Source organism: Pseudoalteromonas sp. 20-MNA-CIBAN-0454, assembly GCF_040308685.1.
GTDB classification, from domain to species: Bacteria; Pseudomonadota; Gammaproteobacteria; order Enterobacterales; family Alteromonadaceae; genus Pseudoalteromonas; species Pseudoalteromonas nigrifaciens.
On the sequence record NZ_JBEOOB010000021.1, the window covers coordinates 17,557 to 36,908 of the forward strand.

17 protein-coding genes are annotated in these 19,352 nt (G+C 41.8%); 11 read left to right on the forward strand and 6 right to left on the reverse strand.

What is annotated here, in order from left to right:
• Window positions 1-58: 58 nt before the first annotated feature.
• The 3 genes from AAEZ22_RS11410 to bioB are packed head-to-tail and all read right to left on the reverse strand — an operon-like array spanning window position 59 to window position 3,190.
• Window positions 59-943, reverse strand: a complete 885-nt coding sequence (locus AAEZ22_RS11410) for a methyltransferase domain-containing protein (protein ID WP_197182691.1) — start codon at window positions 941-943, stop codon at window positions 59-61.
• Window positions 940-2,091 carry an aminotransferase class I/II-fold pyridoxal phosphate-dependent enzyme gene (locus AAEZ22_RS11415; protein WP_352297282.1) on the reverse strand — a complete coding sequence of 384 codons (1,152 nt, stop codon included), beginning with the start codon at window positions 2,089-2,091 and terminating at the stop codon, window positions 940-942. Before AAEZ22_RS11415 ends, AAEZ22_RS11410 begins: the two co-directional genes overlap by 4 nt.
• A gap of 58 nt (window positions 2,092-2,149) precedes the next feature.
• Window positions 2,150-3,190: a biotin synthase BioB gene (bioB, locus tag AAEZ22_RS11420; protein ID WP_182676656.1), complete on the reverse strand. Its 1,041-nt coding sequence runs from the start codon at window positions 3,188-3,190 to the stop codon at window positions 2,150-2,152.
• A gap of 100 nt (window positions 3,191-3,290) precedes the next feature.
• On the opposite strand from bioB, the gene bioA reads away from it, so the two are divergent.
• The 5 genes from bioA to AAEZ22_RS11445 all read left to right on the forward strand — a co-directional run bounded on the left by bioA (window position 3,291) and on the right by AAEZ22_RS11445 (window position 9,134).
• Window positions 3,291-4,592 carry an adenosylmethionine--8-amino-7-oxononanoate transaminase gene (gene bioA / locus AAEZ22_RS11425; protein ID WP_197182693.1) on the forward strand — a complete coding sequence of 434 codons (1,302 nt, stop codon included), beginning with the start codon at window positions 3,291-3,293 and terminating at the stop codon, window positions 4,590-4,592.
• Window positions 4,593-4,747: 155 nt separating this feature from the next.
• The gene (locus AAEZ22_RS11430) at window positions 4,748-5,560 is read left to right on the forward strand and encodes a hypothetical protein (protein WP_011328289.1); all 813 of its coding nucleotides are present in this window, start codon (window positions 4,748-4,750) and stop codon (window positions 5,558-5,560) included.
• On the forward strand, window positions 5,561-6,601 hold the full coding sequence (locus tag AAEZ22_RS11435; RefSeq protein ID WP_011328290.1) for an extracellular solute-binding protein: 1,041 nt from the start codon (window positions 5,561-5,563) through the stop codon (window positions 6,599-6,601). It abuts the gene before it with no gap.
• Entirely contained in the window at window positions 6,601-8,100 is a 1,500-nt protein-coding gene (locus AAEZ22_RS11440) for an ABC transporter permease (protein ID WP_011328291.1), read from the forward strand. Before AAEZ22_RS11435 ends, AAEZ22_RS11440 begins: the two co-directional genes overlap by 1 nt.
• 14 nt (window positions 8,101-8,114) lie before the next feature.
• Window positions 8,115-9,134, forward strand: a complete 1,020-nt coding sequence (locus AAEZ22_RS11445) for an ABC transporter ATP-binding protein (protein WP_179807023.1) — start codon at window positions 8,115-8,117, stop codon at window positions 9,132-9,134.
• Window positions 9,135-9,189: 55 nt separating this feature from the next.
• Here the strand turns inward: AAEZ22_RS11445 and AAEZ22_RS11450 are convergent, their stop codons facing one another.
• Window positions 9,190-9,624 carry an ATP-binding protein gene (locus AAEZ22_RS11450; protein WP_011328293.1) on the reverse strand — a complete coding sequence of 145 codons (435 nt, stop codon included), beginning with the start codon at window positions 9,622-9,624 and terminating at the stop codon, window positions 9,190-9,192.
• A 304-nt stretch (window positions 9,625-9,928) separates the two neighbouring features.
• Between AAEZ22_RS11450 and asnS the strand changes: the two genes are divergently transcribed.
• A complete protein-coding gene (asnS, locus tag AAEZ22_RS11455) occupies window positions 9,929-11,326 on the forward strand; it encodes an asparagine--tRNA ligase (RefSeq protein WP_197182694.1) in 1,398 nt (465 codons plus the stop codon).
• A gap of 301 nt (window positions 11,327-11,627) precedes the next feature.
• On the opposite strand, the gene AAEZ22_RS11460 is transcribed toward asnS, so the two are convergent.
• Entirely contained in the window at window positions 11,628-12,554 is a 927-nt protein-coding gene (locus tag AAEZ22_RS11460) for an electron transfer flavoprotein subunit alpha/FixB family protein (protein ID WP_086993365.1), read from the reverse strand.
• On the reverse strand, window positions 12,555-13,304 hold the full coding sequence (locus AAEZ22_RS11465; protein ID WP_011328296.1) for an electron transfer flavoprotein subunit beta/FixA family protein: 750 nt from the start codon (window positions 13,302-13,304) through the stop codon (window positions 12,555-12,557). It abuts the gene before it with no gap.
• A 219-nt stretch (window positions 13,305-13,523) separates the two neighbouring features.
• Between AAEZ22_RS11465 and AAEZ22_RS11470 the strand changes: the two genes are divergently transcribed.
• From AAEZ22_RS11470 to AAEZ22_RS11490, 5 genes are all read left to right on the forward strand, one after another.
• Window positions 13,524-15,170: an electron transfer flavoprotein-ubiquinone oxidoreductase gene (locus AAEZ22_RS11470; protein WP_352297287.1), complete on the forward strand. Its 1,647-nt coding sequence runs from the start codon at window positions 13,524-13,526 to the stop codon at window positions 15,168-15,170.
• Between the two features lie 121 nt (window positions 15,171-15,291).
• The gene (locus AAEZ22_RS11475; RefSeq protein WP_011328298.1) at window positions 15,292-15,756 is read left to right on the forward strand and encodes an acyl-CoA thioesterase; all 465 of its coding nucleotides are present in this window, start codon (window positions 15,292-15,294) and stop codon (window positions 15,754-15,756) included.
• Window positions 15,757-16,017: 261 nt separating this feature from the next.
• On the forward strand, window positions 16,018-16,587 hold the full coding sequence (locus AAEZ22_RS11480; protein WP_011328299.1) for an outer membrane beta-barrel protein: 570 nt from the start codon (window positions 16,018-16,020) through the stop codon (window positions 16,585-16,587).
• Between the two features lie 204 nt (window positions 16,588-16,791).
• A complete protein-coding gene (gene tsaA / locus AAEZ22_RS11485; protein ID WP_041454438.1) occupies window positions 16,792-17,496 on the forward strand; it encodes a tRNA (N6-threonylcarbamoyladenosine(37)-N6)-methyltransferase TrmO in 705 nt (234 codons plus the stop codon).
• 94 nt (window positions 17,497-17,590) lie between these two features.
• On the forward strand, window positions 17,591-19,315 hold the full coding sequence (locus AAEZ22_RS11490) for a proline--tRNA ligase (protein ID WP_086994275.1): 1,725 nt from the start codon (window positions 17,591-17,593) through the stop codon (window positions 19,313-19,315).
• Window positions 19,316-19,352: the final 37 nt, after the last annotated feature.

Consider the following 19,352-nt stretch of genomic DNA (forward strand, 5'->3'; position numbering starts at 1 on the left):
TTCACCTTTGCTGTTTTATTTAACGGTTTTTATTTAGCGATTTTTATTTAACTGGTTTTTATTTACCAAGTGCTAATAGCATAACGTGATACGACACGTGCGCTTTATTATTTTTAAGCGGATATGCGCTGCATACCTGCTGCAAAGCGTGCTTAGTTAACAAGCCTCTGCGCGTATTACTGTGATTTTGCGCTGTAGCACCTATGGCCTTAATAGAGCGAATGGCATTTAATGGCGATGTAAACTCATCGCAATACAAGGCTTTTTGCATTGTATTAATAGTAAACCCAGACTTTTGGACTGATTGGTTTATATGCTGTTCGCTATTAAAGGTATTTATATGGCTGTTGTTATCAAGTGCGCTAAATGCGGTTTTTATCTCGTTAAGCGAGCCTTCAATAACGCAGCTAATATAGGCTTGCCCGCCTGGTTTGAGCGCAGTATAAAGCGATTTTAATAATTGAGCAAAATCGGCCGACCATTGCACTGCAAAGTTACTGTAAATAATATCAATACTATTGGCTTGCAGCGGAAGATTATCCATATCGGCGCATAGCCGTGGCGTATTTAGTGCGCTGCTTTGTAGCATGTTTAAACTAAGATCCATGGCAATAACGCTGCCAAATAATGTTTGCAAAGTATGTGTATTAACTAATGGCCCTGCGCCTAAGTCGATACACAGTTTGGCTTTATTACTGCTATTTGCATTCGCTTTTATAAGTTTAAATAAATCATCTGCGGCTTGTTTTTGCACATTAGCATGGTGGTTATAACTGCTGGCTGCTTTTGAAAATTTACTCTGCGCCCCTTTTTTAAGGCTACAGCTTGGTAATAATATAGGCCCTGCTGATAATGATTGTATATTTAACGGCTGCCTATTTGGCTCTGTATTTAATGGCTGTGTAGTTATAGAAGCAGCATTTAAAAGTGTTTGAGCAATCATACTAATGCACCTACTAAGCTATTAACTAAATGGTTAATGTCGTGCTTTGTATGCGCTGCGCTGAGTGTAATTCGCAAACGTGCGGTGTTATGAGCAACGGTTGGCGGGCGAATAGCAGTAAGCCAAACACCGTATTCTTTAAGTTTACTAGCCACGTTTAAGGTGTGCTCGGCGCAGCCTAAAACAATGGGCTGAATAGCGGTACTTGACTCCATTACGCCAATATTATGTTGTTTAGCAAGTTGCTTAAAGTAGCTAATATTTGCGTTTAATTTAGCGCGTTTATCATCTGCGGTTTTAATCGCTTTAATACGTGCAAGAGTAAGCCCTGCAATAAGCGGCGACATAGCCGTGGAATAAGTGTAATCGCGATTAAATTGCAGCATGTAATCAATAAAATGTTTACTGCCTAATACACACGCGCCGCTACTGGCTACCGCTTTGCCAAAAGTAATAACCAGTAACTCAGGTAGTTGCTCGGTATTAAGCGCCTCGCAGCTGCCTAATCCGGTTTTACCTAATACGCCAAAACCATGAGCGTCGTCTATCATTAGCCAAGCATTGTGCTGTTTGGCTAACGCCAGTAGCTCGCTAAGTGGCGCTTTGTCGCCATCCATCGAAAATACACCTTCGCTTATAATTAGCTTATTCTGCGCTGTTGATTTTTCTAAGCGGGCGCGTAAATGGTTCATGTCGTTATGATTAAAACGGATTAAAGCGGCGTTAGCATGCAGTGCGCCGTCTATTAGGCTGGCATGATTAAGCTTATCTTGAAAAACAGCACTGTGCTGCGCTACGGTTTTATCTTGAAACAGCGCTTTTATTACACTGCTATTAGCACTAAAGCCCGAGCTAAACAGCATAGCGGCTTCGTAACCTAACTGTGCGCATAAATACTGCTCTAGTGCGTGTTGCTGAACTTGATAACCGGTAACTAACGCTGAGCTGTGACTCCCTAATGCCGGTAATTCATTTAAAGCAATTGCGTTATCGCCAAAGCCTAAGTAGTCGTTACTGGCAAAATTAAGATAGGTTTTGTTATTAATAGTAATTTTGCGCGCCGTAGCATGCTGTACTTGGTGGCGTTTACGCAGTAGCGCATCGTGCAAGCAAGCTTGCAGATGCGTATTTATAAATTCAAATGACATTTGGCTGTGTTTACCTAGGCTTAGTTATAGCTTAGTTATTACTTAGTTATAATTATGGTTATGCTTCGTAAAATAACTTAGACGTTGCTTTGTCGGCCACTTGCGATGAAAGCGACGCGGCTACGGCTTCATCTGAATAGTCGTGACGAGTTTCTGGGTTCATCCCTAACTTTTTAATTAAGGCCATATCGGCATCGGCATCTGGGTTTTCGGTGGTAAGCAGTTTGTCGCCATAAAATATAGAGTTAGCACCTGCAAAAAAGCACATTGACTGCATTTGCTCGTTCATGGCGTTGCGCCCTGCCGACAAACGCACATAGCTTTGCGGCATCATAATGCGCGCGGTTGCAATTGTGCGTATAAACTCAAAATGATCTAAGTCATCTACGTTTTCAAGCGGTGTGCCTTTAACTTTAACCAGCATATTAATGGGTACGCTTTCTGGTTGTTGATCTAAGTTGGCCAGTTGCATTAATAAGCCATAGCGATCGGCTGCTTGCTCGCCCATACCTACAATACCGCCCGAACATACTTTCATACCCGCGTCGCGTACATTGCCTATGGTATCTAGGCGGTCTTGAAAAGTTCGGGTAGATATAATTTGCTCGTAATACTCAGGCGAGGTGTCAAGGTTATGGTTGTAGTAGTCAAGCCCAGCATTGCGTAGTTCGTGGGCTTTTTCGTTATTAAGCATGCCTAGGGTCATACAGGTTTCTAGGCCAAGCTCTTTTACTTCTTTAACCATTTGCGAAATATACGGCATGTCTCTGTCTTTTGGATCTGACCACGCGGCACCCATACAAAAACGAGTTGCGCCTTTTTGCTTGGCTAAACGCGCTTGTTCTACTACTTTTTCTACCTCGATTAGGCGTTCGCGTTCTAAATCGGTTCGGTAATGCCCAGACTGCGGGCAATATTTACAATCTTCTGGGCAGGCACCGGTTTTAATCGATAATAAAGTAGAAATTTGCACTTCATTTGGGTTGAAATTAGCACGATGAACCGATGCGGCTTTAAATAGTAAATCGTTAAATGGCATTTCAAATATTGCTTTAACTTCACTGTGGGTCCAGTTGTGACGAACAGGTGCAAGTTCCATAGTTTTCTACTCTCTTTATTTTTTTCATAACGGTGATATTGGCTTAGTCTACTTCTTGAAGTACCATTGTCAACGAACCCAAGCCCACTTAAGTTTACATATGATTAAAAAGAATACGATTGACCTGAATTTTGATCGCCAGCATATTTGGCACCCTTATACCTCTATGACCAAGCCTATAATGGTTTACCCTGTTACCCACGCAAATCATAATATTATTGAGCTTGAAACAGGCGAGCAACTCATTGATGGCATGGCCTCATGGTGGAGCGCTATACATGGCTATAACCACCCAGTTTTAAATAACGCCATGATTGAGCAAATTAACTCTATGAGCCACATTATGTTTGGCGGATTTACCCATAAACCCGCTGTAGAGCTGTGTAAAAAGCTAGTAAGCATTACCCCTGCTAGCTTAACTAAGGTATTTTTAGCCGATAGCGGCTCGGTAAGTGTTGAAGTAGCTATAAAAATGGCACTGCAGTATTGGCTTAGCCAAGGCATTACTAACAAACAAAAATTAATGACCCCCTACAAGGGCTATCATGGCGATACCTTTGCGGCTATGAGTGTATGCGATCCAGTTAATTCAATGCACAGTTTGTACAGCGGCTTTTTACCCGAGCATATTTTTGTACCAGCCCCGGTAAGCCAATTTAATAGTGAATTTAACCAAGCTGAGGCAACCGAGCTTGAAGCGTATTTTAAAGCGCACCACCAGAGCGTAGCGGCATTTATTATTGAGCCAATTGTACAAAATGCTGGTGGCATGAACTTTTATCACCCTGAGTACTTAGCCTGCGTACGCAAGTTATGCACGCAATATAAGGTGTTACTTATATGCGACGAAATAGCCACTGGCTTTGGCCGTACCGGTAAATTATTTGCCGTAGAGCATGCTAATATTCAGCCCGATATAATGTGTATAGGCAAAGCACTTACTGGCGGCGCTATGACCCTATCGGCCACTCTTACCAGTGACAAAATAGCCACAGGTATAAGCGAAGGCGAAGCCGGTGTATTAATGCACGGTCCTACTTTTATGGGCAACCCGCTTGCCTGCGCTGTGGCCTGTGCCAGTATAGATTTACTGCTTGAGCAAAACTGGCAGCAGCGCATTGCCAATCTAAACAGCCAACTGCAACAACTCAATAAATGCAAAGAGCTTGATGACGTAGCCGATGTACGCACTTTAGGCGCTATTGGGGTGGTAGAGCTAACAGCGGAAGCAGGCAATGTTGATGTGGCTAAAATTCAGGCTTATTTTGTAGCACAAGGTGTATGGATACGCCCCTTTGGTAAACTTATTTATTTAATGCCGCCATATATTTCAGACCAGAGCAGCATAAAAACCTTGTGTGATGCCATTTATAACGCCATTAAAGGCAAGCATTACGCTTAAACTTACCGCTAAATTAAAGTTTTAGGGTTAAAAGTTGTACACACTTTGCCCTAATAAACAAACAGCCCCTTAACTCACCTTTAGAGTATTGATCTCAGTGATCTTTACCTATATGATAATACCTATCATTTACAGTTACCTTTTCGGACTCTTTTATGAACTTATTATTTAAACCAGCTAAAGCGTTAGGCGTAAGCCTGTTATTAGCCTCTGCTTTTATAACGCAACCGGTACTTGCTAATGGCCCTATTGGCGAGCATGTTAATCACCTTCAGGCTAATCTTAAAAGTTACGCCGAAGAAGTAGAGTGGATGGTTGGCAAAGTCGATACTATGGTAAGCGACTACGATACCAAAGGTGCTAAAGCGGTAAAAACAGATGACCTTATTGAATATTGGGAATCGGTTAAATTTCACAGCGCCATAGAAACCAATTTTGTACCTGTTTACGCTTCTATTTGGCAAGGTATTTACGGCGTAAAAATGGCTATCGAAAACAAACAGCCTGCAGCTGAAGTTCGTAAACAACAACAAGCCATGAACAATGCCCTATGGCAAGGCCTTGGCGCTGTTAAATTAGCGGCTAAATTTCAGCAACAGGGTTTATTAGCAAATGTAACAACAACGGCAACCAAAGAAATGACCCAAAGTGCCACTATCGACGAAATTAAGCACCGACTCGATCGTGTTGTTGCAAAATTTGCTGAGCGTTTAAACGACGAAGCCACCGAAATTGTACACGACACTTACCTACACTTATTTGAAGGCGTAGAAGGCACACTAATAGCGCAAGACGCTAACTTAGTTGAAGTGTTAGAGAAAGACTTTAACGTAACACTGCCACTTGCTATTTCTAGCAACAAAAGCGTAGACGAAGTACGTAATGTAATAAGCGACATGCAAACAAAATTAGATCGCGCTAAAACGCTGATCGAAAAAGCCGAAAAAACACGTAAGGATGTATTTTAAGTGAAGCGTAGGACCTTTATACAAGGCCTGGTTGCGCTTGGGGCTGTGGGTGCATTACCACTGCCTCTTGCTCGCGCACTAGCGGCCAATATAGCAAACCCTGTGTCTGTAGATAGCTTACCTAAACTAGAGGGTGAGCTTACGCTTTATTTAGGGCGTGGTGAAGGTGGCTTATACGAAAACGTATTACAAGCTATCGAGAAGAAAAATCCAAACCTTAAACTCGGTATACGCCGAGGCCCAACTGCTGCATTAGCAAATACCATAGTAGCTGAAGCAAAAGCAGGCGTTCGCCGTGCTGACTTATTTTGGGCGGTTGACTCAGGCGCAATTGGTTTAGTTACCGATGCTGGCCTTGCACAGCCAATACCAAGTGATTTATCGGCTCAGTTACAACCGCAATTTAGATATAAAGAATGGACGCCGGTAACCGGCCGTATTCGTACCTTGCCATACAACACGTCGCGTTTAACTAAAGAGCAAATTCCAACCAGCATTATGGAAATTGCCGACAGCGATTTAAGTATTGGTTGGGCCCCTGCTTATGCATCGTTCCAGTCGTTTGTAACTGCAATGCGAATTTTAGAAGGTGATGACAAAACCGCTAAGTGGCTTAAAAAAATTAAAAAGCGCTCTAAAACCTATGCCGGTGAATTAGGTGTAGTTATGGGCGTTGAGCGCGGTGAAGTTGATATTGGTTTTGCCAATCACTATTACACACTTAGGTTAAAGTCGGGTAAGCCCGATGCTAAGTTAGATTTAGCTTTTACCCAAAACGATGCGGGCTGTTTGGTCAATGCCTCAGGGGTGTTAGCTTTAAGTGACGATCCGTTAGCAACTAATTTTATGCGTTATTTACTAAGCACCGAAGTGCAAAGCTATTTAGCCAGTGAAGCTTACGAAATCCCACTTGTTAATGGCATTAGTGTGCCACAGGGCATACCGTCTTTATCGAGTATTTCGCCGCCTAAAATTGATTTAACTCAGCTCGCCGATTTACGCCCCACTATCGATTTAATGCGCAGTAGCGGCGTACTGTAATGCGACTACCAGCATCCTACCCAATGGCGCTGCTTGCAGCGCTCATTACGCTTACCCCTATTTATGTGTTAATTACCCTTGCCAGCGACACAAGCTCAGTATTTGACAGCCATAACCTCGACATTTTAGCTAATACCTTATCGTTAATGGCGTTAACTGTATTGGGTTCTATTTTAATTGGCGTGCCACTGGCGTTTATTAGTGCTTATGTGCATTTGCCATTTAAAAAATTATGGCTGGTTATATTTGCAGCTCCCTTAGCTATACCGAGTTATATAGGGGCGTTTACACTTTATGCAGCTTTTGGCCCTGGGGGGGAAATAAATAACCTGCTTGGTATTCCAACGCCCTCAATGGACGGCCTTAGCGGCGCAGCCATAGTAATGACCTTGTACACATTTCCGTTTGTAATGATGACCACCCGCTCGTCCTTACTCAGCCTTGATGCCAGTATGGTAAACGCTGCACGTACACTGGGTATGTCGATGACACAAAGTGTATTTAAAGTAATATTACCCCGCGTAGTTAATGGTATTGCCGCGGGATCTTTGCTTGTTGCACTTTATACTTTATCTGACTTTGGTACACCGGCAATGATGCGCTTAGATACCTTTACCCGAGTTATTTATGTGGAATACAACGCCTTTGCTTTGGGCCGTGCGGCTATGCTCTCGTTGCAATTAATGGTTATTGTTGGCTTTTTATTAATGATTGAATCACAAATAAAAACCGCCACTGAACGCCAAGGCAGACCACTTATTTTATTCCCTAAAAAGTGGCAGTTAAGCGCTATGTTTATAACTTTTGCGCCTATTTTGTTATTAGCCATTGGCTTACCTTTAGCTATATTTTCGTTGTGGCTGGCACGGGATGGTTTTAGCGGCTTTGATTTTAGTATTGCTTGGAACTCAACATATGCCTCAGCAATTGCTGCTGTAGTAGCTGTAATTGTGGCCATTCCGGTTGCTCATGCGGCTCTTAGCGGTAAAGCAGGTAAAGTAATGGAGCGCGTAACTTACTTTGGCTTTGGTATTCCGGGCATAGTAATGGGCACAGCGCTTGTTTATGGCGGCTTGCAACTGCCCTTTTTGTATCAAACATTAGGGTTGCTTATTATCGCTTATACGCTGCGCTTTTTACCCCTTGCTGTAGGCTCAGTACGTACCAGCACCGAACACTTAGATCCAAGCTTGGTAAAATCGGCCCGGGTACTTGGTGCCAGCCCACGCGAAGCATTTATGCGTATAACACTGCCCTTAACTATGCGCGGTATTATTGCCGGTGCGGCATTAGTGTTTTTAGAGTCGATGCGTGAACTAGAGGCCACCTTATTACTTGGCCCTACGGGGTTTGAAACCCTCTCTACTTATTTGTGGCGTGTATACGAAGCCGGCTATTTTGGCCGCGCTGCTATTCCGGGGTTATTATTAGTGGTGATTTCTGCGTGCGCGTTAGCTATTATGCTCACTGGCGAAAAACGCAACCAGCTCGAACATTAAGGATTTAATAACAAATGCTATCTGTAAGTCAGTTGTCTATAGATTATGGCAGTAACCGTGTAGTAAGCGATTTAAACCTATCATTAGGTAATAACGAAATTCTTATGCTTGTAGGCCCTACTGGCTGCGGTAAAAGTACTATTTTGCAGGCATTAGCCGGCCTTATACCTATAAGCGAAGGCGAAATAAACAGTGGTAAATGGCGGGCAACGCCTAAAATTACTGTGCCTGCGGAAAAACGCAGTGTAGGTATGGTGTTTCAAGATTTTGCTTTATTTCCGCATTTAACCGTGCAGCAAAATATTTTTTTTAGGTTAAAAGACACCAGCCCAGGCGAACATTGGATAAAGTTACTTGGCCTTGATGAGTTTAGAAATAAAAAACCAGCAACGCTTTCAGGCGGGCAAAAACAACGCGTAGCACTTGCGCGCACCCTTGCCCACCAGCCCGACTTTGTATTATTAGATGAGCCGCTTTCTAACTTAGACGCCGCACTTAAAGACATGCTGCGCTGGGATATTCGCAACGCGCTTAAAGCGGCGGGCGTACCTGCAATTTGGGTAACGCACGACCAAGAAGAAGCATTGTCGGTAGGCGATCGTGTGGGTGTACTGCAAGGCGGTAAAATTCAGCAAATAGATACACCAGAGCGCTGTTTTAGTATGCCTAACAATCGATTTGTGGCACGCTTTTTAGGGGAAGCCAGCTTTATAAGCGGCCAGTTTAGCCAAGGCCAAGCAACCACAAGTATTGGTAATGCCCCTGCCCACGGTGTTGATTGCGATAGTGGCGATGTAGATGTGCTGCTGCGCCCCGATGATGTATTACTAGTGCAAAGTAGTGTGGGTAATAATGGCGAAATTATTTGGGTGCGCTTTGAAGGTGGCAGCCGCTTATGTGCTATAAAGCTTGCCTGCGGAACTGTAGTAACCAGCCGCGTTAGCCATGAAATAGTGGTAAACCCCGGTGATGCTGTACATGTATCTTTAAGTACCTCACACCCGTTAGCGGTTTATAAACAACTCGCGCAATAATAAAGTATACAACACTATAAAGCCCATTCACATGGGCTTTTTTAATCTGTATAAATTACCATTCAAACATATAGGCCATTTTACTAATAGTTTTAAGTGGAATGTTATGGCTGTTACGCTTGGCATATAAATGCTGCATAGATTTGTCTTTTACTTCGCCCACAATCACTTCTTTTACTTGATAACCCAAAGCAACTGCCGCTTGCGCATAGGCAATAAATTCCCATTTTTTAATATTGGTGTTATCTACAATCACCAACGGGATATTTTGTGCTAAAGCGTTAATAAAGCGCGCTAAATTTAAATTATGGTATTGCGGCAATTTAAACTTATCAAATTGGTATTCACCTTGATCATTAATAAAATAATCATCGGTTGAGCAAATAACATATTGGCTTTCGTCTGCACCGGCGAGTTCATCGGCAAGATTTTGCGCATAATAAGACTTACCGCTTCCTGGTAGTCCTCGTAAAATAAAAACTTGTTTCATAGCATCCATTTTTTAGTATGTAATGGTAAAACGATTAATATAAAAATATCTGAATGTTCATAATGCCACAAAATGGGTAAACATAAGAGCAACAAATAACAATACTCACATTTAGGCCTTAAAACTGTATAAAAATAAAGCGCATTTATAAAAATTTTTAAAGAGTTGCCCACAATAGTTTTTTTATCTTACTTTACTAGGTAAGATACAGGGTTCAAGTGCAGCGCCGTTTAAGAGCAATTTTGCCAGCGTGTGGTGCGTAGTTAAATTATATAGTTAGGCAACTTATATCATTGGAGTGAAGATGAGCCATTTAGCGATTTCAGAGCTATTAAAAGGCAAGGTATCGGTAGACAGCCAAGTTACAGTAAAAGGCTGGATCCGTACTCGCCGCGATTCAAAAGCAGGAATTTCATTTTTAGCCGTTCATGACGGTTCGTGTTTTGATCCTATTCAAGCGGTAGTTCCTAATTCACTTAATAATTATGATGAAGTCACTAGCCTAACAGCCGGTTGTTCTGTGTCGGTTACCGGTGTTTTAGTGCAATCTGCTGGCCAAGGTCAGTCTTATGAGATTCAAGCTAACTCGGTTACTGTATTAGGTTGGGTAGAAAACCCAGATTCGTACCCTATGGCTGCAAAGCGTCATAGTATTGAGTACTTACGTGAGCACGCTCACCTTCGCCCTCGTACTAACATGATTGGTGCCGTAACCCGTGTACGTAACTGTTTAGCTCAAGCTATTCATCGCTTTTACCATGAGCAAGGTTTTTTATGGATAAGCACCCCTATTATCACAGCAAGTGACTGTGAAGGCGCAGGTGAAATGTTCCGCGTATCAACGCTTGATATGCAAAACTTACCGCTTACCGATAAAGGCGAAGTAGATTACAGCGAAGATTTTTTTGGTAAAGAAGCATTTCTTACTGTATCTGGCCAGTTAAATGGTGAAACTTACGCGTCGGCAATGTCAAAAATTTATACGTTTGGCCCAACCTTCCGCGCAGAAAACTCAAATACTTCGCGCCACCTTGCCGAGTTTTGGATGGTAGAACCTGAATTAGCATTTGCTGATTTAGAAGATATTGCAAAACTAGCAGAGCAGATGTTGAAGTATGTGTTTAAAGCCGTACTAGAAGAGCGCCGCGATGACATGGAATTTTTTGCACAACGTATAGAAAAAACAGCCATTACTCGCCTTGAAGAATTTGTAGAAAAAGACTTTGCACAAGTTGATTACACCGAAGCGGTAGAAATATTAAAAGCCTGTGGTAAAAAGTTTGAGTACGCTGTTGAATGGGGCGTAGATTTACAGTCTGAACACGAGCGTTACTTAGCAGAAGAACACTTTAAAGCACCGGTTGTTATTAAAAACTACCCACGCGATATTAAAGCGTTTTACATGCGCCAAAACGAAGACGGTAAAACCGTTGCCGCAATGGACATAGTAGCGCCAGGTATTGGTGAGATCATTGGTGGCTCACAACGTGAAGAGCGCCTAGACATTCTCGATGCTCGTTTAGACGAAATGGGCTTAAACAAAGACGACTACAGCTGGTACCGCGATTTACGTAAATACGGTACTGTGCCGCACTCAGGCTTTGGCTTAGGTTTTGAGCGTTTAGTTGCTTATGTTACCGGTATGGGCAACGTACGTGACGTTATTGCCTTCCCTCGTACTAAAGGCAGCGCAACGTACTAATACGTTAACGCTTATGTGTACCATAGTAAAAACCAGCCGATGGCTGGTTTTTTTATGCCTAAGTAACCTGAGCTCCGGATAATAAACTTATCTCAAGCAGCTATTTTTCAGCGCTAACTGCGTTGAATTTTCTTGCAATAGGCCAGTCAGGTTAAGTGAATAAGTATCTTAGGTTTATTAGGTTTATTAGGTTTATTAGGTTTATTAGGCACAATCAAAAGCCGCAGCATCATAAAATGATACTGCGGCTTTTAATTTATCACTATAACTATAAATACAAATATAATTTTTAGTTATTAACTTATAGAGCTTGCTCTAGCTGTGGTAAAACATCAAACAGATCGGCAACTAAACCGTAGTCTGCAACCTGAAAAATAGGTGCGTCTGGGTCTTTATTAATTGCGACAATTACTTTTGAGTCTTTCATACCGGCTAGATGCTGAATTGCACCACTAATACCCACTGCAATGTACAAGTTTGGCGCTACAATTTTACCTGTTTGCCCTACTTGCATGTCATTTGGTACAAAGCCTGCATCAACTGCTGCGCGCGAAGCACCAATAGCAGCGCCTAACTTGTCGGCTATTCCGTGTAATAAACTAAAGTTTTCGCCATTTTGCATACCACGACCACCTGAGATAACCACAGTAGCTGCGGTTAATTCTGGGCGCTCTGATTTAGTTTGCTCATCGCTTACAAAGCTGCTTAGCGCAGAATCAGATACTGTATTAACTGCCGTTATTGGCGCGCTTGCTTGCTCTGTTTGTAAGTCGAAGCTACTAGCACGTACAGTGATAACTTTTTTGCTATCGAGTGACTTAACCGTGGCAATTGCGTTGCCCGCATAAATAGGACGCTTAAATGTTTCTGCGTCAACAACGTCAATAATTTCTGAAATTTGTGCAACATCAAGCAAGGCTGCAACGCGCGGCATAAAGTTTTTACCTGTAGTGGTAGCACTTACCACTATGTGGCTATAAGAATCAGCAAGCGATAGCACTAAATCTGCCATACTTTCAGCTAATTGGTGTGCATATACTGCGTTATCTGCTACCAGTACACTGGCTACGCCATTAATAAGCGCAACTTCTTCGCTTAGTACACCTAGGTTTTCGCCCGCAATAAGCACATCAATAGGAAAACCAAGTTTTGCTGCTGCGTTAATTGTTTTTGAGGTTTCTGGTTTTAATACACCGTTATCGTGCTCTGCTATTACAAGTGTTTTCATTTAGATTACCTTCGCCTCTGTTTTTAATTTTTCTACAAGTTGCGCCACGTCCTCAACAATAATACCGGCAGTACGTTTAGCTGGCTCTTCAACGCTAATTAATTGCACACGGGCCGTTAAATCAACACCCAAAGTATCGGCTGCAATAACCTCAAGCGGTTTACGTTTCGCTTTCATTATATTTGGCAGCGACGCATAACGTGGCTCATTTAAACGTAAATCGGTAGTTACAATAGCCGGTAAATTAAGCGCTACTGTTTGTAAGCCGCCATCAACTTCACGGGTAACATTAACTTTTCCATCAACCACTTCAACTTTTGAAGCAAACGTACCTTGGCCACGTTTAGTCAATGCAGCTAGCATTTGGCCGGTTTGGTTATTGTCTGAATCAATTGATTGCTTACCTAAAATAACTAATTCTGGTGCTTCTTGTTCTACAATTTTTGCAAGTAATTTAGCAATGTGCAGCGACTCTAACTTTTCATCGGTTTCGATGTGAATGGCTTTGTCGGCGCCTAGGGCTAATGCCGTACGTAACTGTTCTTGCGAGGCTTTTGGCCCAATTGTTACGGCAATAACTTCGCTTGCTGTACCCGCTTCTTTTAAGCGAATCGCTTCTTCAATTGCAATTTCGCAAAATGGGTTCATCGCCATTTTTACGTTGGTTAAATCAACGTCTGTTTTGTCTGACTTAACTCGCGCTTTTACGTTGTAATCTATAACTCTTTTTATTGGTACGAGAACTTTCATATGGACTCCATCGTTATTTAAACCTACAAGCTGACGTGCACGTCAACCTATTTATTTTATGAAATCAGACTACTGTCTATTGACGTAAACATCAACCTAAAATAACCTTTAAACATTCACAACCCATAACTTTTTATTAGCATCTATCAAATGGGTTATGTATTTCATTAACGTGTAGTTAAATATAGGGTACGTTAACCATTCGAATAAGAGGTATTTATGATCACCCGGGAAACCATGGAATTTGATGTAGTTGTTGTAGGTGCAGGCCCAGCGGGTCTTGCATGTGCAATAAAACTGGCACAACAAGCGCAAAATAAACAACAAGAATGCATGATCTGTGTCGTTGAAAAAGGTTCAGAAGTGGGTGCTCATATACTCTCTGGTGCCGTGTTTGAAACCAAAGCGCTGGATGAATTACTGCCAAATTGGCAAGAGCTCAACGCCCCTGTAACCACCAAAGTAGCAAAGGATGAAATTTACTGGTTTAACAACGAACAAAAAGCCACCGCTATTCCGCACTTTGCCACACCAAAAACCTTTCATAATGATGGCAATTATATTGTCTCTATGGGGAATGTTTGTCGCTGGTTAGCTGAGCAAGCAGAAGCACTGGGAGTTGAGATTTTTCCTGGGTTTAGTGCGCATTCGCTTATTATTGAAGACGATACAGTAAAAGGCATTATTACTGGCGATATGGGCCTTGATAAAGACGGCAACGAAAAAGATGGTTACATGCCTGGCATGGAGCTACGCGCTAAATACACCGTATTTGCCGAAGGTTGTCGTGGTCATTTGGGCAAACAACTCATTAATGAATTTGCCCTCGATGATGAGTCATCACCGCAGCACTATGGCTTAGGCTTAAAAGAAATTTGGCAAATTGATGAAAGTAAGCATCAATTAGGCACTGTAGTACACGGTACAGGCTGGCCATTACAAGGCGATACTAACGGCGGCGCATTTATGTACCACTGTGAAAACAACCAAGTTGTGGTAGGACTGATTGTTGATCTCAACTACTCAAACCCGCATTTAAGCCCGTTTGATGAGTTTCAGCGCATGAAACACCATCCTGTGTTTAAAAATGTATTAGCAGGTGGCGAGCGTGTTGCTTATGGTGCTCGTGCTATTGCTAAAGGCGGTTTGCACTCATTACCAAAAATGCATTTTCCTGGTGGGTTATTGGTAGGCTGCGATGCAGGTACGCTTAACTTTGCAAAAATTAAAGGTAATCATACTGCTATGAAGTCGGGTATGGTGGCAGCTGAAGTTATTTTTAAAGCATTAGAAAGTGAGCAAGCTAATACCGACTTAAGCGATTTTAAAGACGCGTTTGAGCAATCTTGGGCTTATAAAGAATTGCAGCAATCACGTAACTTTGGCCCTGTTATGCACAAGTTAGGTAAGTTTGTTGGTGGCGCATATAACACCCTAGATCAAAACATTTTTAATGGTTGCTTGCCATTTACCTTTAAAGACAACACCCCAGATCACGATACTTTAGTTGATGCGGCGGATGCCGATAAAATAGTGTATCCAAAACCCGATGGTAAACTCAGTTTTGATAAGTTGTCGTCGGTATTTTTATCAAATACTAACCACGAAGAGTCACAGCCGTGTCATTTGCAATTAAAAGATCCGAGTATTCCAATTGCAGTAAACTTAATTAAATTTGATGAACCTGCGCAGCGCTATTGCCCTGCTGGGGTTTATGAAATTCAAGAAATTGCTGGCACTAAAGAGTTTGTGATTAACTCGCAAAACTGCGTGCATTGCAAAACCTGTGATATTAAAGATCCGAGCCAAAATATTACTTGGGTAACTCCGGAGGGAACTGGCGGGCCAAATTATCCTAATATGTAGTTATTATTGTTAATAAAAAGTAGGTTTTTACATATAAATTATAAACCTACACTAATTTGCAGGGGCTTGTGCCCCTGTTTTGCGCTATGCTTACCCTAGTTTTTATAAAAGAGAATTAGTTATGCCGTCGTCAAAAGTTGTTTTTCGTTTTTTAGCAGAGCCTACTGATGTAAATTTTGGTGGTAAAGTGCATGGTGGAGCCGTCATGAAGTGGATTGACCAAGCTGGCTATGCATGTGCTGCAGGCTGGAGTGGCCATTACTGTGTTACTGTATCTGTGGCTGGGGTGAAGTTTAGACGCCCTATTTTAGTAGGCCAAATTGTTGAAGTGGAAGCTAAAATAGCGCATACCGGTAAAACCAGTATGCAAATATTTATTCAAGTGCGTTGTGGCGACCCCAAAACACAAAATATGGTTGAAACCAACCACTGTGTTATTAGCTTTATTGCTATGGATGAAACCGGTTACCCAGTAGCAGTGCCTTCTTTTAAAGCGATTACCGAAGAAGATTTAAAATTAGAAAACTACGCTATAAAAATGAAAGAAATTGCAATAGAGACGGAAAACTTACTGCATAAGGTATAAGTAACTAAAGTGTGCCTGTAAAAACCTCACACTTTTTGTAAAACATGCAATAGAGCTTAGAAAGTAACAACTAATAAAAGTTCACTGCTGTACACGTATCATACAAACGGCCATAAAAACCAATACTAAAGTAGGTTTTTATGGCCGTTTTTTTATGTTTTTAATAATTGGCATGCTCACTGCACCTACCTTGATGACGTTTGATTTAATTACATCTTATTTTTTCAAGCATTTGATTTTTATTATTAAAGGAGCTAATTCATGATTAAAACACTTTCTCTTTCTACACTTGCTTTAGTAACACTGGGTTTTAATACTGCAGCTAAGGCTGATATTGCTGATTTCGATTCTCCACGTATCTACACGGGTGTTGGTTACGGTCAATATTCTTTTGAATTTGAAGACAGTGACAAAGACACTGACTTTGACGACGATGCACAAATGCTAAAAGGTTACGTTGGCGCACAATTTAACGAGTATTTAAGCTTAGAGCTTGCTTATCAAAACTTTGATGAAGTAAGTGATGTGGACAGCAAAGCTGAAATTGATGGCGTATCGCTTGCCGCACGCTTGGGCTACCCTATAACAGAGAGTTTTTCTGTGTATGCAAAAGGCGGTTGGCTTGAGTGGGATGCAGAATACACACAAGATTTACCAGTAGGTTCTGTTTCAGCTTCTACAGATGGTGGTGATGCGTTTTACGGTGCAGGTATTGAATATGCACTTACAACAAACGTTCAATTTCGTTTAGAGTATGAACGCTATAAACTTGATGACGATATTGACCCAGATATGGATGTAGCGTCTGTATCAGTGCAGTACATGTTTTAATTAAGCCCTAAAACGTGTATAAAAGGTAAGCTTAGGCTTACCTTTTTTGTTTTGAGTGGTTTAAACGCACATGCATATAAACCACCTAGTCTAATCAATACCTTTTAGACTAGGCTTCTATAAGTAATAAACTCACTTACAAGTAATGCCATAAACGCTAAATATGGGTAGAATAGCGCTCTATTTCATTTGCACCCGAGTACTATGAGCGATTATACCATTTCGGCTATTGGCCACATTCAATCTCCTTATAAACAAAAGTTTGCTATACCTAGGCAACCTCGTTTAGTGCCAGAAGCTAAAGCAAAGCTTATTTTTGCGCCTGACTTTAATCGTGAAGAATTTGTACGCGGGCTCGATGAGTTTAGCCATATTTGGCTGCTATTTCGTTTTCATGAAACAGCCGACAAAGGCTATTCGGCTATGGTGCGCCCGCCTCGTTTAGGTGGTAATGCCCGCAAAGGCGTGTTTGCCACGCGAGCCACTTTTAGGCCTAACGCCATTGGTATGAGCGCGGTAAAACTAGAAGGTATAGAGTATAAAAATGGCCAACTGAGCTTATTACTCGCCGGAATAGATTTACTCGATGGCACACCAATAATCGATATAAAGCCTTACTTACCCTATTCTGACTCTATGCCAGAGGCCAGTGCGGGGTTTGCCGACACCCGCCCAGAAACCCACATGAGCGTTGAATTTACCCCTGAAGTACTAGATTTTATTGCGCAGCAAACGCAATATCCAGATTTACAGGCGTTTATAAGTAATGTGCTAAAGCAAGATCCTCGCCCTGCTTATAAAAAGCAAAAAGACGGACAGCAAAGCTACGGCATGACTTTGTATAACTATAATATTTGCTGGCAAGTTAATGAGTCACATAATTTAGTTACTAGTATAGAAAATACCTAAATAATTTATCACTTAGCGCTTTAGTGTAAATGCAACCGCTGGTAGACTGAAGCCCTTACAATATGTACATAATTACTCTAATTTCGGAAACAACATGCGTACCAGTCAATATATACTCGCCACACTTAAAGAAACGCCTTCGGATGCTGAAATTGTATCGCATCAATTAATGCTTAGAGCCGGTATGATCCGTCGTGTCGCTTCGGGTTTATACACTTGGTTACCCACTGGGTTACGGGTACTTAGAAAAGTAGAAAATATCGTACGTGAAGAAATGAATAAAGCCAATGCGATTGAAATGCTGATGCCAGTAATTCAACCAGCAGATTTATGGGAAGAATCAGGTCGTTGGGATGAGTTTGGTCCTGAACTTATGCGTTTTACCGATCGTCATAATCGTACCTTTGCGCTTGGCCCAACTCACGAAGAAGTGATCACTGATTTTGTGCGTAAAGAAATTAGCAGCTATAAACAGCTACCAATTTCTTTATACCAAATACAAACTAAAGTGCGCGACGAACGTCGCCCGCGTTTTGGTGTAATGCGCGCCCGCGAATTTACAATGAAAGATGCCTATTCATTTCACTTAAGTGATGAGTGTTTAGATGCAACGTATCAAGTAATGCACAAAGCGTATTGTAATATTTTTGAGCGTTTAAACTTAGACTACCGCCCTGTTATTGCCGACACGGGTTCTATTGGTGGTAGCGTATCGCATGAGTTTCATGTACTTGCAGAATCTGGTGAAGACGCTATTGCATTTAGTGATGGCAGCGACTACGCAGCAAATATTGAAAAAGCAGAAGCACTTGCACCAAGCGAGCCACGCCCAGCTGCAACAAAAGAGCTTAAAGCGTTTCCAACGCCTGACGCTAAAACAATTAACGAGCTTAAAAAGCACTACGGTGTTAAACCACATCGCGGTGTTAAAACATTAATCGTTTACGCTGCGCCTGATGAAAACGGGGTACGTGGTTTAGTTGCGCTAGTTTTACGCGGCGATCACGACCTTAACGAACTAAAAGCTGAAAAACACCCGTTAGTAGATTCTCCGCTTGAAATGGCAACAGAGGCAGACATTGTTGCTGCTATTGGTGCAAAACCTGGCTCATTAGGCCCGGTTGGCCTGTCTATGCCAATTATTGTTGATAGAAGCGCTAACATACTAGCTGACTTTGTTGCCGGCGCTAATAAAGACGACGAGCATTACAGCGGCATTAACTGGGATCGTGATGTAACTGATTATGAAGTTGCTGATATACGTAATATTGTAGAAGGCGATGCAAGCCCATGTGGCCAAGGCACTTTACAAATTAAACGTGGTATTGAAGTTGGCCATATTTTCCAACTTGGCACTAAATACTCACAAGCAATGAAGGCTGGCGTATTAAACGAATCAGGTAAAAACCAAATAATGACTATGGGTTGTTATGGTATTGGTGTGTCGCGTATTGTTGCTGCAGCAATCGAGCAAAACAACGACCAATACGGTATTATTTGGCCACAACCAATTGCACCGTTTGATTTAGCTATTGTGCCTATGAATATGCATAAGTCGCATCGTATTCCAGATATTGCTAACAACCTTTACCAAGGCTTAAAAGATGCTGGCCTTGATGTGTTATTTGATGACCGTAAAGAGCGCCCTGGCGTTATGTTTAACGACATGGAATTAATTGGCGTACCATTTACATTAGTTATTGGCGAGCGCAACCTTGATGAAAACAAAGTTGAACTTAAAAACCGCCGCACTGGTGAAAAGCTAATGATTGATATTGATACAGCAATCGATGCAATTAAAGCAGCTGTTAAAGGTTAAGCATAAAATACACTTAACTATAAATAAAAAAACCGCT

Coding starts and splice junctions, on each gene's coding strand:
- AAEZ22_RS11410 (WP_197182691.1), bottom strand. CDS start 943: ATGATTGCTCAAACACTTTTAAATGCTGCTTCTATAACTACACAGCCA.
- AAEZ22_RS11415 (WP_352297282.1), bottom strand. CDS start 2,091: ATGTCATTTGAATTTATAAATACGCATCTGCAAGCTTGCTTGCACGAT.
- bioB (WP_182676656.1), bottom strand. CDS start 3,190: ATGGAACTTGCACCTGTTCGTCACAACTGGACCCACAGTGAAGTTAAA.
- bioA (WP_197182693.1), top strand. CDS start 3,291: ATGATTAAAAAGAATACGATTGACCTGAATTTTGATCGCCAGCATATT.
- AAEZ22_RS11430 (WP_011328289.1), top strand. CDS start 4,748: ATGAACTTATTATTTAAACCAGCTAAAGCGTTAGGCGTAAGCCTGTTA.
- AAEZ22_RS11440 (WP_011328291.1), top strand. CDS start 6,601: ATGCGACTACCAGCATCCTACCCAATGGCGCTGCTTGCAGCGCTCATT.
- AAEZ22_RS11445 (WP_179807023.1), top strand. CDS start 8,115: ATGCTATCTGTAAGTCAGTTGTCTATAGATTATGGCAGTAACCGTGTA.
- AAEZ22_RS11450 (WP_011328293.1), bottom strand. CDS start 9,624: ATGAAACAAGTTTTTATTTTACGAGGACTACCAGGAAGCGGTAAGTCT.
- asnS (WP_197182694.1), top strand. CDS start 9,929: ATGAGCCATTTAGCGATTTCAGAGCTATTAAAAGGCAAGGTATCGGTA.
- AAEZ22_RS11460 (WP_086993365.1), bottom strand. CDS start 12,554: ATGAAAACACTTGTAATAGCAGAGCACGATAACGGTGTATTAAAACCA.
- AAEZ22_RS11465 (WP_011328296.1), bottom strand. CDS start 13,304: ATGAAAGTTCTCGTACCAATAAAAAGAGTTATAGATTACAACGTAAAA.
- AAEZ22_RS11470 (WP_352297287.1), top strand. CDS start 13,524: ATGATCACCCGGGAAACCATGGAATTTGATGTAGTTGTTGTAGGTGCA.
- AAEZ22_RS11475 (WP_011328298.1), top strand. CDS start 15,292: ATGCCGTCGTCAAAAGTTGTTTTTCGTTTTTTAGCAGAGCCTACTGAT.
- AAEZ22_RS11480 (WP_011328299.1), top strand. CDS start 16,018: ATGATTAAAACACTTTCTCTTTCTACACTTGCTTTAGTAACACTGGGT.
- tsaA (WP_041454438.1), top strand. CDS start 16,792: ATGAGCGATTATACCATTTCGGCTATTGGCCACATTCAATCTCCTTAT.
- AAEZ22_RS11490 (WP_086994275.1), top strand. CDS start 17,591: ATGCGTACCAGTCAATATATACTCGCCACACTTAAAGAAACGCCTTCG.